The sequence below is a fragment of the Gottfriedia acidiceleris genome (assembly GCF_023115465.1).
Lineage (GTDB): Bacteria > Bacillota > Bacilli > Bacillales > Bacillaceae_G > Gottfriedia > Gottfriedia acidiceleris_B.
In genome coordinates, this window is the sequence record NZ_CP096034.1 from 268682 (window position 1) to 285991 (window position 17310).

Consider the following 17310-nt stretch of genomic DNA (forward strand, 5'->3'; position numbering starts at 1 on the left):
TTATGTTTATAATTAGCGTGACCACATTTTGACCACTTTTGTTTTTATTTCATATAGCTACTCATTAGGTCACTGAACTTTTGGGAAGCTTTTTCTTCCATGTTTTATGTCATGTGAGCATGAATGTCCATTGTTATGAAAAAATTCTTTGCAAATTGAATGGAACTATCTATAAGTTAATATCATCCTATGTTTATACTAATAATTCTCCCTTCCGCGCACCACCTACCTTTTACTGTAGAACAAAATAATTCTAACTCTCCTTATAAAATAACTAATACCTATATCAAGGAAAAAAGTGCTATCTCCCTGTAATTATGGTTAGATAGTTCTTTAAATAATGGAATATTTATAATGAAAAATTAGTTAATCCCTAAATGCTTAGATATAGCAATAGGGTTTTTATTTGACTAAAAATCATTTTTTTGCAACGATCTTTAATAGATTCTATCCTATTTGCCCAATATTAATAATTCGAAATAGTTGAAATTTCGACATATAAATAATATTTTTCTCCAAAATCCAACAATTTCACTATCAAAAAGACTTTAAACAACAATTTCTATTATAAAAAGTCAATCGTAATAGGTTAAATTTTATTCATATAATATCTTAAAATTCCCCCAATTTACAATATTCATAATTATGTAATAATTATTTGAGTGTGGATAAATGAAAAACTAGATTCATTGCGATCATTAAATACCGTTTAGTTATTCATTGTACTTACATTTGTAATTAGGAGATTTGGAGGGAAAATAAGTGAGTAATAAAGCCAAAAAAAGTAGGATTGTAAAAAGCTTAGCGATAGCAACTCTATCATCTAGTTTTATTCTAGGTTGCGTTGGTCAGGGGCCAACTATTACGAAAGCCGTTAGTAACTCAAATGCGGAGAATTTGCTTGCGAATTTAACATCAGAACAAAGAGCGGCTCTTCAACAACTGTCTACGAATGAAACAACTGGACTGCAAATTTCTTCAGATACTGACTTAAATTCGACCAAACAAACAACTGTTATTGTTGAATTTGCCAATAAGCCTGCTAAAGTGGCCAAAATAGAGGCAGGTTTAAAAGGTCAAGAACTATCCGAGAACGAAGCAAGTGATTTAATTCAAAAGGATCATGATACGTTCTCTCAGGATTTAGGGCAAATTTTAACAGACGATCAAAATAACGTAGTGGATTATAAAATTCATCATTCCTATAAACATGCATTTAATGGTGTTTCGATTAGTTTACCAGCTAACCAAATTAAGAATCTAATAAAATCAAAAGTAGTAAAATCAGTATGGAGCAATGAAGTGTTTTCAATTGATCCTCCCGCTGCTGAAGATGTGCAGTTAAAAGTGGATGAAGCAAATGTTCCAAATTACGCACCTTACAATGGACTTGAACGCCTACATGCAGAAGGCTTTACAGGGAAAGGCATCAAGATAGGGATACTCGATACGGGAATGGATTACAACCATCCTGACCTTAAGGGTGCCTATAAAGGTGGATATGATTTTGTTGATGATGATAATGATCCGATGGAAACTACATATGCCGATTGGAAAAAATCAGGAAAACCAGAATTAAATAGTGGTATTTCTTACTATACAGAGCATGGTACACATGTTGCCGGTATTATTGCTGGTAGAGGTGTGGCCGATAGTGAATATAAAACAGTAGGCGCTGCACCGGAAGCAGATCTTTATTCGTATCGAGTGCTTGGAGCTTATGGTTCTGGTACGACAGATACTATCATTGCCGGACTTGATCGAGCTGTTAGTGATGGGATGAATGTTCTTAATTTGTCATTAGGAGGTTCGATAAATGATCCTCTTTACGCGACTTCCATTGCAGTCAACAATGCCGTGCTAAGTGGTGTAACGACAGTTGTTGCGGCAGGAAATAGTGGAGACAATATGTATACACTTGGTTCACCTGGGGCTGCGGCATTGGCGTTAACAGTTGGTGCATCTACTATTCCCCTTGATGTTTTTCAATTTTCTGGAGTGCAAAATGGAGTAAATTATACATTAAGACAGCTTGCAAGAAACTATAAAGATGATTTGACACAGTTAAAAGGGAAAACCTATACGCTTGTTGATGCCGGACTTGGTAGACCAACTGATTTTACTGGGAAACCTATTAGTGGAAATATCGCATTCATTAAGCGTGGTTCGATTGCTTTACTTGATAAAATCAAAAACGCAAAAGCTAAAGGTGCAATTGGCGTATTGATGTATAATGATGAATTGAACAGTGCAGAAGGTGCAATCCAGCCATTTATCGGTGAATCAGTTGATGCGGTTCCTTCATTCTCTGTAAGTAACTTGGAAGGACAAGCCATTTTAGCAGCCATAAAAGCTGGTAAAAACACAATTACATTTGGTGATTTTACAAAAACACAAACTGCTGGCGGTGAATTAGCTGCTTTTAGTTCAAGAGGTCCTTCACGTGTTAATTATGATATTAAACCAGAAGTAGTTGCACCGGGTGCTGCTATTCTTTCGACTGTTCCATTTTATATAAATGACAAAACGCTCGATGGATCAAAACCTGAGGACTATAAATATTCATATGCACGTTTATCAGGTACTTCGATGGCAACACCTTATGTTGCAGGTGTATCAGCGCTATTATTACAAGCAAATAGCAAACTTGAACCAGCGGATATTAAATCGATATTAATGAATACTGCTGATCCTCTAACAAAAAAATACAGTGTATTCGAAGTTGGTAGTGGACAGGTAGATGCCTATGAGGCGATTCACTCAAATATGGAGCTACAGGTAGACGATCGTACAACAAACCTTAATCATAAAAATAAAGAAAAAACAATTAGAGAATTAACAGGTGGAATTAGCTTCGGATCATTTGGGTTTGACAACCAAGACATTTCAGAAGATAGAAATATCATTTTAAAAAATAACAGTGAAAAAGCAAAAACATTTAGCGTCAATGTAAAGTTCCAAAGCGGATTAAGAGGCTCATTGGATGCAGCTTTAAACAATGTAACATTGGATGGACCAACTTCAGTTAATATTGAAGGTAATAGCCAGCGCGTTATTAAGTATAACTTGACTATTCCAAAAACAGCTGCAAAAGGAACATATGAGGGATATATCGTATTTACCAATGATGAAGATCCGACAGAAACTTACCAAATTCCTTTCGGTGGACGAGTTGTAAATGAAGGAATTGACTCATTTACGATTATTAATCCAATGTTTTCTGGTGATACAGCTTGGTCACAAAATGCACTGACATCTATGGGATATAACTTCTCATTAAAGTCCCATATGAAGACGTTAGATGTAGTATTACAAGATGGAACAACGGGTGAAGATCTTGGTTCACTTGGTTCTTTCAATCCTTTAGCATTTAATGAAAACCAGGTTTATACTAATTCTCTTGGATTTAATGGGGCTTATTATCCGTTCACAGGTGACTCGAAAAATCCTGTTAGTGATAAATTTGTCCTAGCGAAAACGGGTAAACATTATAAAATAAAACTGATTGGAACGAATCAGGAAGGGAAAACATTCACTAAGGTTGCCGATTTCATGTACGAGGTTAGTGCACCAACGATGACTTCCAGCCTTGATTCCTTAGATCAAAAGGTAATTGAATATAATAATAGTCAGTTTGATGCAAAAGGACAATTTTTATATGACTTTAATATAAAGGTTCATGATCCTGAAATAGATGAGGCTAATCGCTTAGGTATTCCAGTGGATCAATCAAGCAATTCAGTGGTTTCATTTTACAATGGACCATTCCCATACGATCCACTGTACACGGATAAAGATGGAAATTATAAAGAAAATCAAATCCTAGTTACAAAGCAAGCGACGCCTTTAAAAGTTCAGTTCTATGCAATGGATGCTGCTAGAAACTTTACGGCAGATGCTGGGGTAATGCTGCGAGTAGCCTTTGTCAATGATGAATACCCATATTATTACTTAAAGCCAAATAAACAAGCGATTTCGACTGGAGATACAGTCAATTATTCGGTTCGTTCCAATAATATAAAGAACTTAAAAACAGCAAAGATGACGATTCCAATCGTGAAAGACAATGCAGGCAGGGAAATGGCTACCATTAAAAATGTCGTTGTCAGTGATGCAGTTAAACAATATGGTGATGCACAGGTTTCTGTATCAACCACATCAGATTCAAATTTTACGAACTATACCATTACATTTAATTATTTAGGAACGAAAGCTTTATCAGAAGATATGCCATTAGTGAATTTCGACTTACAAACGTCTAACTTGTATTCAAAATCCACGCCTGTCCAATGGGCTATGAACGAAATGAAAGGGACAACCATTGATCAATTAGGTGTAACAAAAACCAATGTTTATACGTTTATAGAGTCGTTTAAACTAAAACCAACTTATTCAAGGTTAGATGGTGGTTTACAATTTGAGGGAATGTTTAATCCATTAACGGGCCAAAGGAATAACGCATTAGATCAAAGAAACATTGGTGCAAAAGTGACGGTCACTTCTTATGATGGAAAAACCGCTGTGGAAGGTTTGATTACCAACAAGTCTGGTAACTACAATGCTGACGGAATAAAAGCTTCTAAAGATCCATATACCATTAAGATGGATGTACCTGGTCATTTTACGATGTATAGGTCATTATTGTTATCGTATGAAGATCGAGGAGAAACAATCGGAAGAAATATATCCTTTTTATTGAATACAGTGAAAGCTGGAGATGTGAATAAAGATAACGTCATTGATGTGCTAGATGCCATCGAGATGCAAAAAAATTGGGGAACGAAAACAGTCGGCTCCGATTTGAACTTCGACGGGACTGTTGATAAAAAGGATATGGACTATATCATTAACAATTATGGTTTACAAAACCCTTCCGTTTCCGATGCTCCAAAAGCTCAAAATACTTATAAAGGTATTACGTTGGATTCAGTGTTAAATCAGTTAGGTTTAAAATAAACGGATTATAATGAAATGAGTAGAAGGGACAAAGGTAGCTACCTTTGTCCCTTTATGAATGCATCAGTCCCCTCAGGATCACTGAAATTAACCGGAATGCTATTACAATATGAAAAAGTATTCCCATCCAACAGTCTAGTATTTTGTGAATGAATAATTTCTATTGCTGTATCAACACCTATGGTAAGTAGCATCCTACCCACCGAATGCTTATTCGCACCAGTTTCTCATCAAATACAAACTCCATTTTATAGATTAGAATTAGCTATTTCTAACACTGCTGATAGCGTTGGGATGGAAGTCTGTGCTCCTTCTCTTGTTACCGATAGCGATGAAGCGATTTGTGCTAAATCAACTGCTTCATCTATGGTTTTTCCTGATGATAGCATCGCAGCCAGTGTTCCCGAAAAAGTATCTCCAGCTGCAGTCGTATCCACAGGCACAATTTTCCTGCAAGGTTTATATACATTCTCTTTCCCATTAAAGTATACAATGCCTTTTTCCCCTAGCGTGATGAGTGGGTAGCGAATCCCCTTAGATCGCAGAATGTCTAATGCCATGAAAGCTTCATCTATTGTTTTAACCTCAACACCTGTATACAAACGAACTTCTATTTCATTCGGAGTGAAATAATCTACTCCCTCTAAAACATTTTCTTCCAAAGGTACAGCAGGTGCTGGATTCAAAAGAATTGGTATCTTTCCCTTTACCAAACGAATGACTTCATACACTGTTTCGATTGGAATTTCTAACTGCAACATGATTATAGATGCAGAAAGTAGCTGTTCTTTATATTCGCTGATATAAGAAGGACTAACCAGTTTATTTGCTCCACCATCAAGAACAATCGCATTATTTCCATTACAAACTGTAATCGCAGCTACACCCGTAGTCACTCCCTGTTCAACAGTCAGATAGTCTGTTTTTACACCATACGCCGATATCGATTCCATCATTGACTGCCCAAAAATATCATCACCGACTTTTCCCATCAACCAAGTTTCTACGCCCATTCTAGCGGCCGCAACTGCTTGATTAGCACCTTTCCCACCCGCTGATAGAAAAAAGCGTTCACCCTGCATGGTCTCACCAAGTTCAGGCACACGGCTCATTCGCATTACCATGTCCATGTTTACACTACCAATCACGATAATTTTCATATCTTTCTCCGTTCACCTTATTTTAACTCTCTACGAAAGTGACTCTTTTAAAAATCGTTTTAGCAGCAGTTCTAGTACTTACACCATGCATACCGTATGCAAAAGTGTCGTCTGAATGCGTTAAAATAGTTTCACCATCTATCTCCAGCGTGAATTCACTTCCATGAGCACGAAAGGTTACATCATAATCTCTCCCATTCTCCCATTCGAACGCTACATTAGCCAATTTAGTAAAACCAAAATCATTTTTATAAATAGCAACTTGACCTTTCCCGTCGAAACCTGCATGGTAGCCTCGCATTGCACCTTGAGCACGCACAGCGATTAAATGTGAATCACCACTTTGTGGATTCAAAGTAACCGTTACAGTACAGTCCCTAGCAAAATAGTTCCCAGTATAAGCCTCTGCTTGATCCGATGTCTCTAAATACATTCCGCCATTTTCAATGCTCCATTTACCATGATTATGTGAATACGGCGTGATACAACCGAAATTTTTCATCTGTTTTGTAAAATCAATTTGATAATTTGCTTGACCAAAGATTCGGAATTCGTCGATAAAAATCCGCCCAATACTTTGTGGCTCTCCATCCGAGAATGATTCAAGGGAAATTCCAATTTCGTCAATCATCTCACCTTTAGTATCAGGAATTTCAAAATCCACTTCCAACCATTCCTGATTTTTCATTTTTATGCAACTTTGCACAAGCAATTGTTTACACTTTGCCAGTCGTATATAGGGTGAAATCCCTACTGTTTCATTTCCTGTCCATTGATCAAGAAAAACTTTCAAGGAAACTTTTTGACCTGAGTAAGCTCTTGGAGCTAATGTTGGAGAATATCGCTCATCGCTGAAATCCTCTCGTGTATAGAAAGGTTTGTAAAAAATATTTGCCTTTTCACCACGCGTCATACGTCCAAAAAGGACTTCTAAAGAACCTGTTCCAGCAAATGACTTTTCGTTAGAATGCCTTGTTTGGCAGAAGAAAGGATCCGACACGCGAATATTGTGCGTTGAACCCGGCAATTCAAAATCGAAATATATATCATGCTCCGTAAAACTGTCCCGCAAGTCTTGTGGACATGGTTCATTCGCCAAACGATATCCCAAAATAGCCAACTCTTTCGCATAGGTAGGGACATCTAATATATTTAGAAATCCCGAAATCCCTGAAAGAATAATCGAATCATTAATCGGTTTACGATAGTGTTTTGAAATACCCTCTGTCCCGCACATAACGCCTAGTACGGTTCCTACATTTCCAGCATTACAATCAGTATCCCATCCACACATCGTTGCAATTTCAACCGTTTTATTGAAGTCCCCTTCGCCATAAAGCATCGACAACACACATACACCCGCATTCGGGATAATGTGGCAATTACCACCGTACTTATCGTACCCCCAGTCTTTCTCTAACATATCACGACATGCACGAAAGTCTTCAGGATTCTCTTTATAAAACTCGATAACAGTCCTTGTAATTTTCGCATAGATTGAATCTATTGGAAGTTGGTCTAACCCTACTTGAATTATCTCGTTCATATCGCTCGTTTCAAAAGCTTTAGATATAGCCGCACAGAAGAATCTTGCACCCAAAACACCTTCTCCACCATGAGAAACACTAGCAGCAGCTTCACCAAAGTCAGCCGCTTTCTTCGGGTTACATGGATTGACTAAACCCCATGTATCTATAAAAATTTGCCCCCCAATTTGTTCCGCAGCAATTAAACCATTTTTCTCAATAGACCCTGAAAGTGGTGCTTCAATTCCATTTTTCAAATTGGTGTACGCTGTATGTTCTGTACTAATTCCATATCCACCCCACCAGAACATCCCGACCCCTTCACGCGTATAATTTAGCCATGCCTTAGCTACATCATTTGAGGTGATATCACGATCCTTTGCATCATCGTAGAGTGCACGAAGAAAATAGTAAGGACCATTCACATCATCATCTGCTGCAAAATTTTTATATTCTTTCAAATAGTCCTTAATTTCGCCAAACGTACTCTTTATTCTTTCATAAGTCCAAAATGATTCAATGGGTGCCCCTAGCCTTATTCCAATGTTCATACCTAAAAAACCTGCGTAAATTTTTTCTAAATAATTTGAAGGGATCATATCAAAATACCGTCCTGTTTAAGTTTTTTGAGTCTGCTCATATGATTGGTTATTCTTAATACTAATCGGAGTCAACATTTCGGCTATCGACATTGTTTGACACCAGGTCTGGGCTTAGTGTGTTGATCCTCTCACTTTTTCTTTTCCCTTTTACATGCTCTCTAATGCCATCTCCTGAGTTTGCCATTTTTTAAATCCCAATTCCAGCAAGAGAAACAGCTCTTATATCCAAAAGTCCCCCTTTGGATCTGAGTTATTCACAGGGGTGTTTTAACCACATTGAATCTATTGTTTGTGTATGGTCTTTTTGGGGTTTCCTCCCGAGTTATAATAACGAAAGATTCTATCAATTCATTCGCAATAGACGGTGTAAACGCCTCCATTTTAGCATCGATAATTCAATAATTCAATAAGCGGAAGTTATTAACAATGGCTTGGATGAGGATAAAGCTTTAATGCCTAATGATAAACCAGCTTGCTTTTTTTGGGATATAGATGTTCCCTTCTAGTATTTGGAAAACAACGTCATTACTAAACGTGCTTTAGGAATATCAATTTTTATTCCACTATGACTAATTTTTGTAGCTTCACCTGCTTCAATTTTCTTTTCAGCAATTACTTTCGCAAATCCAAATTGGGTAAAATCAGTCGCAGCAAATGTCACTGCACTAAATAAAAGTATTGAAAATAACGACATAGCTGCTACAAAAGTAAAACGAATTTTTCTCATTAACATACATCTCCTTTTATTTTTTAAGTTTCATTAAAGGTAACGGAATAAATGCTAGTACGGTTTGAAGGAAAATGTAATTTTTAAAATTTTTTATATAGGTAAGGGTTGTATAATTTAACCAATTAAAAAAAACTTGAGAATTCAAGTTTTTTAGTTCTAATAGATGACCCTGATCTTATCTTTAAATAAAAACTTAAACAAAATAGACCTGGTCTTGTGAATTATGTAAGTAATTAAAATCCAATTTCTGGGATTTTTATAATTTATACTGATCCGATTATTGACTACTAGAGTAGTCAATAATGAGATTTAGCAAAACTAATAGTTTTAAACTTGTAATAGAATGAAGATATTGGATTAAATAAGACTTAGGCTATATTGACTAAGGATTATTTAAATATGTATAGTAAATTTGATAAAAGTAGAAAACTTCCGATGCTATATTACGAATATATCAAATAATTTTTAAGGATGATTTAGATGAATTTTGGTTTATATAGAGGGTGCCTTTTCGGTCTCTTATTTTCTATACCTTTTTGGTTGATCGTTTTATGGCTTATATTTAGATAGAAAATAAAAAACCCCTTCATGTAAGTAAAAAGCTACTTAATACTTTCTACTTTAAAGGGGATGGATCTGTAAATGAAAGAAGGTATTTTTTAAACAATAAAGTCATGGAATATAGGTTCAATTAATTCTCCGCTATTTAATTGACCTCTACTTTTTATCACACATCGTACTAACGGTTCTACATATATATAATTTTTGTCTTCTCCAGTTTTTATATGCTTCGTTAAACTAAAGAAAGCTGTTTTTTGGCCGGTATTCATACCAAACTCTACGATCCCTACATTTACATACTCACCATTTTTTAATTCAGAGATTAATAATCCCATTCCTTGTTTTTTATAGCCTGCTATATAGTAATTACCGTATCTCCAGTTAATAATTTTTAACCAATTTAGTGATCGATGTGCTGGTATATAAGTAGAATCTTTTGATTTAGCTACGATACCTTCAAGTCCAAGAGTTTTAATTTGCTTAAAAAACATCTCACCTTCCGACTCGATATAAAAACTTTTTTTAATTGATTCTTGATCAACTATAGTTTCTGAAAGGATTTTTTTTCGATAAGATAAAGGTTCTTTCATTAAGTTTTTATTTTTAAGGCGTAAAATATCAAAAACGATATATGTTAACGGAAATTGCTTGCTTCCTTGTATTATTTTGTATTCTTGAATAAAACTTACTCGATTGGTTGCCGCTTCAAAATCCTCTCTGCCGTCATTATAACAAACTAAAACACCGTCTAAGTAACAATCATCTAAGTCGATATTTTCGAGTTCAGGGATTCTCTCCGTAATCTCGGTACCATTTCGATTAAAAAGTTTATTCTTTCCATTTTGCCTTTCAAGCATCATTCGGACACCATTTGATTTCAATTCAAAATAATGTTGATCAGAGTCAAATGGTTTATCAGCATTTTGTAATAGCATTGGCTCAATAAACATTTTTCATTTCGCTATCATGATTGTTGCTTTTCAACATAATCAAGATTCCTTTCTTTTTCATTTGATATATATAAATAACATAAAATTTTTGTTTTCTTATATAGCAATAATTCATTCTATTTTTAGTCTTCCACTTGTTAATGTACTTTTATTTCATATGTATTTCAAGTCATAACTCGTCTAATTTCACAATAAGATAAATTATCTTCTTATGAAAAGTGGTGTTATGAAATGGGGAGGAAAAATAATTTCAAAATTACGGAACCGATGTTGAATGAGTACTATGATTTGAGTCAAAAAAAGAAAGATATTGAAAATCAGTTAGAAGAATTACAAAAGATATTTCATGGATACTTTGATCATCAAGTTGGAATGAATGAAAAAGGTGAACTAATTATTAATAATTTAAAACTTGAACGAATCATAAGAAAAAAAGAGAAATTTAATGAGGAGAAGACAATTAATAAACTAGAAGAACTAAATTTGTCTGATTTAATACAAATTGTAAGAAAACCAGATGGAGATAAAATCAAATCTGCTATTAATTTGGGATTGTTAAAAGAGAAGGATTTAGATGGATGTATATCTGTGAATTCATCACAAGCAATTTATGTTAAACCACTAAAAAATAAAGTTTAGTTCAACATTCTGGAGAGTATCTAATACTCTCTTTTTTATATGTAACGAAATTTATCTTTCAGAATACTGTATTAATAGACATGTCCAATTATTCGAAAGATGGTTTTTTGGACATGCCAATACTGAAAAGGAGTGCTAATTTTGGCAACTTGGAGAAATGATTTTATTTCGATGAACAAGTATACGAGGCCGTCAATAAAATTGAAAGAAGTTAGAAAAATCGTGCTGCATTGGACAGCCAATCCGGGGGCAAGTGCACAAAGTCACCAAAGGTATTTTAACGGTATAGCGATAAAAAATAAAACATATGCATCTGCTCATATTTTTGTTGATTCGAAAGAGGCAATCTGTATTATTCCGCTTGATGAAGTAGCTTATCATGCAAATGATCATTACGAAAGAAATAATAATGGTGGTGTATTTAGAGGGGTGGATGAACTCGCTCCGAACGCAAATAAGCTTTCAATCGGTGTTGAAATGTGTGTTGAAAAGGATGGTACGATTTCACAATATACATTAACACGTACTATTAGAGTAATTGCTGAATTGTGTAAGATGTTTAAATTAAATGCAAATGACATTGTTAGACACTATGACATAACACATAAGCCATGTCCAAAAACCTTCATAGATCACCCCGAGCGATTTAACGAGTTTAAAGCACAAGTGAATGCGATCTTAAATCCCCCGAAAACCCAAACAGATTCAGTTCCATACCCTGGTATTTTAAAAGAAGGATCAAGAGGTGAAACTGTCAAAAAAGTTCAACAAAAACTTAAAATAACGGCAGATGGAATTTTTGGACCAGTTACTGAAAATGCAGTTAAAAAATTTCAAGCAAGTAATGGACTAGTTGTCGATGGAATTGTTGGAAAAAACACTTGGGGCAAACTGTTTTAAAAGACGAAATCCCATAATTTCCTAAAAAAATCCCTATTTCTTTTCTGAATAGGGATTTTTTTAATGAGGTGAGATGATTTTTAAACCAATTACAGAACCAATTACTAAGATAATAAAAAATAGTCTCTTCCATTCGCGTGATTCATTAAAGAACAACATGCCAATTAAAACAGAACCAGCGGCACCTATACCAGTCCAGATTGTATAACCTGTTCCGACGGGTATAACTTTTAAGGCCATTGATAATAGGTAAAAACTAGTCCATCCAGATAGAATACACAAAATGGAGTAGTAAAGTTTTTTAAAATTATTAGATAGCTTCATAAAAATGACAAAGCCAACTTCACCCAAACCTGCAATAAATAAAAATAACCAAGCCATTTTATGCTACATCTCCTTTCTCTGTTTTTTAATCACCTGATGTTAATTTTAATCCAATAATTCCAGATAATAATGTAATTACCAGAAAAACTTTTAATATAGAGGCTGATTCATTTAAAAATAACATTCCTATAATAACTGTCCCAGCGGCACCGATTCCTGTAAAAACTGCATAGGCAGTACCTATTGGAATATCTCTTATTGATTTTGAAAATAAATAAAAGCTGAACAATATTCCAGCGATCGTTAAAATTGTTGGTAACAAATTTGTAAATCCTGCTGAGTATTTTAGTCCAAATGCCCAAGCAATTTCGGAAACTCCCGCTATAACTAAGTAAATCCAACTCATAAAAAAGCTCCCCTTTATAGCCGACTAAATAAATGATTTTGTTCAGGTAAACTACCTACCGTTCGTTAGTTAAAAGATACACTATAATCTTATTCATGACAAGTTGTAACGTTTCCACATAAATTTATTTTTTTATGTATTGAAATACCTTGACCGAAAAAATATACATTGTTAGAATGAGACAATAATACAATATTCGTCATTATTCTTCATATATCCTCGACAATACGGGTCGAGAGTCTCTACCGGGGCGCCGTAACATGCCCTGACTATGAAGGCAGTCTGACTTTGTTTAATTTAAGTCTGATTTTCTGCCTTCTTATGCGTATTTATCGTATGTAAAAAGAGGAGAAAGTCGGCTTTTTTTATTTTTTTTGGGAAAAATAGTATCAGTTTAACTGATACGTTAATTCAATATATATAGATGGGGTGACCGTTTTGCAACAACATGACACAATTGTAGTACTGGATTTTGGAAGTCAATATAACCAACTTATAGCACGACGTATCCGTGAGTTTGGCGTTTATAGTGAATTACGTCCTCATACAATAACTGCAGAGGAAATTAAGCAAATGGGCGCTAAAGGGATCGTTTTCTCTGGCGGACCAAATAGCGTATATGGTGAAAATGCTTTTTTCTGTGATGAAGCAATTTATGATTTAGAAATTCCAATCTTAGGTATTTGTTACGGAATGCAGTTAATGACGCAACATTTCGGTGGAACGGTAGCTAGTGCTGACCAACGTGAATACGGTAAAGCTGAATTAAATATTCAAAATCCGTCTGCTTTATTAAAAGACCTGCCTTCAGATCACGTAGTTTGGATGAGCCACGGTGATAAAGTAATTCAACAACCAGAAGGATTCGTTGTAGATGCAACTAGTGCTTCTTGCCCAATCGCTGCAATGAGTAATGAAGCTAAAAAAATGTATGGTGTACAATTCCACCCAGAAGTTCGTCATTCTGAATATGGAAATGACTTGTTAAAGAACTTCGTATTCAATATTTGCGAATGTGAAGCAAACTGGTCAATGAAAAACTACATTGAAGTTGAACTTGAAAATATTCGAAATACTGTTGGCGACAAAAAAGTACTTTGCGCACTTAGTGGTGGTGTTGATTCTTCAGTAGTTGCAGTATTAATTCACAAAGCAATTGGTGATCAATTAACATGTATCTTCGTTGACCACGGTTTATTACGTAAAGATGAAGCTGAAGGCGTTATGAAAACGTTTAGCGAAGGCTTCCACATGAACGTAATTAAAGTAGATGCTAGAGAGCGCTTCTTAAGTAAACTTGCTGGTGTATCTGATCCAGAAGAAAAACGTAAAATTATCGGTAATGAATTCATCTATGTGTTTGATGATGAAGCAGCTAAATTAGAAGGTATGGATTTCTTAGCTCAAGGAACTCTTTACACAGATATTATTGAGAGCGGTACGGCTACAGCTCAAACAATCAAATCACATCATAATGTAGGTGGTTTACCTGAAGATATGCAATTCACGTTAATTGAACCTTTAAATACATTATTTAAAGACGAAGTACGTGCAGTTGGAACTGAACTAGGAATTCCAGATGCAATCGTTTGGAGACAACCATTCCCAGGACCAGGTTTAGGAATTCGTGTATTAGGTGAAATTACTGATCAAAAACTTGAAATCGTTCGTGAATCAGATGCAATTTTACGTGAAGAAATTGCTTTAGCTGGTTTAGATAAAGAAATTTGGCAATATTTCACAGTATTACCTGACATCCGTAGTGTTGGTGTAATGGGTGACGAACGTACGTATGACTACACTGTAGGTATTCGTGCAGTTACGTCTATCGATGGAATGACTGCTGACTGGGCACGTATTGATTGGGATGTACTACAAAAAATCTCAACTCGTATTGTAAATGAAGTTAAACACGTAAACCGTATAGTATATGATATAACTAGTAAGCCACCTGCAACGATTGAGTGGGAATAATAATAAAAAGCCATAAACCCTTATTGGGTTCATGGCTTTTTATATTTTTGAGATTTGACCCCAGTTTGTAACAAATAGCCGAAACTTGTGAGCGTATAATGTAATAATTTTGGTTTATAATCGGTATTTTTACTTGGGAGGGTCTGAAATTGGATAAACCTTTAGAATTGTGAATTCGTATCCCCAGGTCAGTAAAACAAATTCTTTTATCAAGTATTATACTTATATTTGTAGTGTATTGTGGATTATTGGAATAGGAGAGTAAATTTTCTAAAGATAATCGTATTAATTATTAGTTTTGTAATTGCATCGTTTTAAATGTGTTATTAAAAGACAAAAAGAAAACAAAATAAGTATTAAAAATAGCAAATATGGCTAAATATCTTATTTGGTGATTATAGTTTTTTTTGTTGAAATTTGTCATTTTTCGTACAGTTTATAGTATAATAGTTATTAGAATTTACTGTTAATTAAACGTTTTATTTAACTAAACTATGTTTTTCCAAATGATGAAGTCTAAATGAATAACTAAAATATGGTAAAAACGAACGAAAACGAATGTTTTATAAAAAACGTTCGTTTTTTTTGTTGACACGTATCAAAACTGATTGTAATATAAAGAGGTAAATTAAATAAATTATTTGTCATAACTTGTCGTATAGGCTAGTAAATATGGACTAGCGTCTCTACCCGCCACCGTAAAATGGCGGACTACGAAGTAATGATTTCTGAAAGTTATTAACCTAGTATCTTGCTATTATTCTACTATTCTTTGGTTAATAATTTCAGAATGAAACTGCTCGTGATAGGCGCTTTTACCATTGTGTAAAAGTGCCTTTTCTATTTTATAAACAATAGAGACCGACTTTTAAGACTAAAACTTAGGAGGATCACATGAAAGAACGTATCAGTAATTATTTTGAGTTCAACAAGTTAGGCACATCATATCGTCAAGAAACAATTGCTGGTTTTACTACATTCTTAGCTATGGCTTATATTTTGTTTGTAAATCCATCGATTTTATCATTATCAGATATAAAGGATTTCCCAGAAGCTTTAAGAATGAATAAAGAGGCAATCTTTGTAGCTACATCTTTAGCTGCAGCATATGGATCGATTTTAATGGGTATTTATGCGAAATATCCAATTGCTTTAGCACCAGGTATGGGATTAAATGCATTCTTTGCTTTTAACGTAGTACTTGGAATGGGTATTCCATGGCAAACGGCTTTAGCAGGCGTATTCGTATCAGGTATTATTTTTATCATTCTTTCATTAACTGGTCTTCGTGAACAAATTATAAATGCGATTCCAATTGAATTAAAATTAGCAATAGGTAGCGGTATTGGATTCTTTATTACATTTGTTGGTTTAAAAAACTCAGGTATTATCGTAAGTAATCCTGCGACATTCGTATCACTTGGTAAATTAAATGAACCTGCTGTTTTATTAACGATATTCGGTTTAGTTATTACTGTAGTTTTAATGGCTAGAAAAATAAAAGCCGGTGTATTTTTAGGTATGATCATTACTGCAATCGCAGGTATGATTTTTGGGATTATCGACTTACCATCTTCAGTTGTTGGTCCAGTACCAAGTATTGCTCCAACATTCGGTCAAGCAATTAAACATATTCCAGATGTTTTTTCTTCAGGTAAAATGTTTGCTGTAGTATTAACTTTCTTTATTGTAGATTTCTTTGATGCAACTGGAACATTAGTAGCTGTAGCTAACCAAGCTGGATTATTAAAAGAAAACAAACTTGAAAGAGCTGGTAAAGCATTAATGGTTGATGCAACTGCTGTAGTAGTTGGTTCAACTTTAGGTACAAGTACTACTACTTCTTATATTGAGTCAACTGCTGGTGTAGCTGCTGGTGGACGTACTGGATTCTCAGCAGTAGTAACAGGTATTCTATTCTTATTAGCATTATTCTTCGCACCACTTTTAGGAGTAGTAACTGCAGCGGTAACTTCACCTGCTTTAATCGTAGTCGGAGTATTAATGGTTTCATCAATTGGTCAAATTGATTGGAAAAAGTTCGAAATTGCTGTTCCAGCATTCTTTACAATTATTGCAATGCCTTTAACTTATAGCATTGCAACTGGTATTGCAGTTGGGTTCATTTTCTATCCGATTTCAATGATTGCAGCTGGAAAAGCGAAAAAAATTCATCCTGTAATGTATGTGTTGTTTGTAGTATTCCTATTATTCCTAGCATTTTTTAGAGAATAGGTAAAAATAGAACGTTGAAAACCAGCCTCCAAATTAGGAGGCTGGTTTTATTTTTATCATATTATATAGAAGTAATGTGGATGTAGACTACTTCATCTAAATAATTCTGAATAGTAGTATTTTTATTTTAGTATTGTAATTAACTCAAATAGCTGATATATTATTCTATGTTGTCCCAAACAAGGGAAACAAACCAAATAAAAATAAAAAACATTTAAAAAGTTGTTGACTAAAACAAGTTTTAAATGTTATGATTTAAAAGTCGCTTCTGAAAGCGGCAAAGTGAACTTTGAAAACTAAACAAAACATGAAGTAAACGTCAATTATTAGTTTTTTGAGCAATACAA

General features: G+C 34.5%; 11 protein-coding genes and 2 riboswitches. Of the genes, 5 read left to right on the forward strand and 6 right to left on the reverse strand.

The annotated features are described in order from the left end of the window. The first annotated feature begins 762 nt into the window (after window positions 1–762). The gene (locus tag MY490_RS01465; RefSeq protein WP_282439830.1) at window positions 763–4956 is read left to right on the forward strand and encodes a S8 family serine peptidase; all 4194 of its coding nucleotides are present in this window, start codon (window positions 763–765) and stop codon (window positions 4954–4956) included. Between the two features lie 248 nt (window positions 4957–5204). Here the strand turns inward: MY490_RS01465 and rbsK are convergent, their stop codons facing one another. The 4 genes from rbsK to MY490_RS01485 form a co-directional block, all read right to left on the reverse strand. Then, a complete protein-coding gene (gene rbsK, locus MY490_RS01470; protein WP_348983779.1) occupies window positions 5205–6116 on the reverse strand; it encodes a ribokinase in 912 nt (303 codons plus the stop codon). A gap of 22 nt (window positions 6117–6138) precedes the next feature. Further along, window positions 6139–8193 (reverse strand): ADP-ribosylglycohydrolase family protein, encoded by a 2055-nt coding sequence (locus MY490_RS01475; RefSeq protein ID WP_248267681.1) that lies wholly within the window; start codon window positions 8191–8193, stop codon window positions 6139–6141. Between the two features lie 553 nt (window positions 8194–8746). After that, complete coding sequence (locus tag MY490_RS01480) at window positions 8747–8971, reverse strand: hypothetical protein (RefSeq protein WP_248267682.1); 225 nt, start codon at window positions 8969–8971, stop codon at window positions 8747–8749. A gap of 662 nt (window positions 8972–9633) precedes the next feature. Continuing rightward, window positions 9634–10485, reverse strand: a complete 852-nt coding sequence (locus tag MY490_RS01485; protein ID WP_248267683.1) for an ATP-dependent DNA ligase — start codon at window positions 10483–10485, stop codon at window positions 9634–9636. Window positions 10486–10716: 231 nt separating this feature from the next. Here MY490_RS01485 and MY490_RS01490 point away from each other — a divergent pair, with 231 nt between their 5' ends. Both MY490_RS01490 and MY490_RS01495 read left to right on the forward strand, forming a co-directional pair. After that, entirely contained in the window at window positions 10717–11124 is a 408-nt protein-coding gene (locus tag MY490_RS01490) for a hypothetical protein (protein ID WP_248267684.1), read from the forward strand. A gap of 141 nt (window positions 11125–11265) precedes the next feature. After that, window positions 11266–12024, forward strand: a complete 759-nt coding sequence (locus tag MY490_RS01495) for a peptidoglycan recognition protein family protein (RefSeq protein ID WP_248267685.1) — start codon at window positions 11266–11268, stop codon at window positions 12022–12024. A gap of 60 nt (window positions 12025–12084) precedes the next feature. Here MY490_RS01495 and MY490_RS01500 read toward each other — a convergent pair whose 3' ends face one another. Together MY490_RS01500 and MY490_RS01505 are read right to left on the reverse strand one after the other, a co-directional pair. Next, window positions 12085–12405 carry a DMT family transporter gene (locus MY490_RS01500; RefSeq protein ID WP_248267686.1) on the reverse strand — a complete coding sequence of 107 codons (321 nt, stop codon included), beginning with the start codon at window positions 12403–12405 and terminating at the stop codon, window positions 12085–12087. 28 nt (window positions 12406–12433) lie between these two features. Further along, window positions 12434–12754 (reverse strand): DMT family transporter, encoded by a 321-nt coding sequence (locus MY490_RS01505; protein WP_248267687.1) that lies wholly within the window; start codon window positions 12752–12754, stop codon window positions 12434–12436. Between the two features lie 189 nt (window positions 12755–12943). Beyond that, window positions 12944–13046, forward strand: a riboswitch (purine riboswitch). A gap of 146 nt (window positions 13047–13192) precedes the next feature. Here MY490_RS01505 and guaA point away from each other — a divergent pair. Beyond that, window positions 13193–14728, forward strand: coding sequence for a glutamine-hydrolyzing GMP synthase (guaA, locus tag MY490_RS01510; protein WP_432707031.1), 1536 nt, complete (start codon window positions 13193–13195; stop codon window positions 14726–14728). A gap of 634 nt (window positions 14729–15362) precedes the next feature. Beyond that, window positions 15363–15462, forward strand: a riboswitch (purine riboswitch). Between the two features lie 172 nt (window positions 15463–15634). After that, complete coding sequence (locus MY490_RS01515) at window positions 15635–16963, forward strand: NCS2 family permease (RefSeq protein WP_248269298.1); 1329 nt, start codon at window positions 15635–15637, stop codon at window positions 16961–16963. The last annotated feature ends 347 nt before the right edge of the window (window positions 16964–17310 follow it).

What these genes read in the sequence shown, in the direction of transcription:
- rbsK (WP_348983779.1), bottom strand. Translation starts at nt 6,116, where the DNA reads ATGAAAATTATCGTGATTGGTAGTGTAAACATGGACATGGTAATGCGA.
- MY490_RS01475 (WP_248267681.1), bottom strand. Translation starts at nt 8,193, where the DNA reads ATGAACATTGGAATAAGGCTAGGGGCACCCATTGAATCATTTTGGACT.
- MY490_RS01480 (WP_248267682.1), bottom strand. Translation starts at nt 8,971, where the DNA reads ATGAGAAAAATTCGTTTTACTTTTGTAGCAGCTATGTCGTTATTTTCA.
- MY490_RS01485 (WP_248267683.1), bottom strand. Translation starts at nt 10,485, where the DNA reads ATGTTTATTGAGCCAATGCTATTACAAAATGCTGATAAACCATTTGAC.
- MY490_RS01490 (WP_248267684.1), top strand. Translation starts at nt 10,717, where the DNA reads ATGGGGAGGAAAAATAATTTCAAAATTACGGAACCGATGTTGAATGAG.
- MY490_RS01500 (WP_248267686.1), bottom strand. Translation starts at nt 12,405, where the DNA reads ATGGCTTGGTTATTTTTATTTATTGCAGGTTTGGGTGAAGTTGGCTTT.
- MY490_RS01505 (WP_248267687.1), bottom strand. Translation starts at nt 12,754, where the DNA reads ATGAGTTGGATTTACTTAGTTATAGCGGGAGTTTCCGAAATTGCTTGG.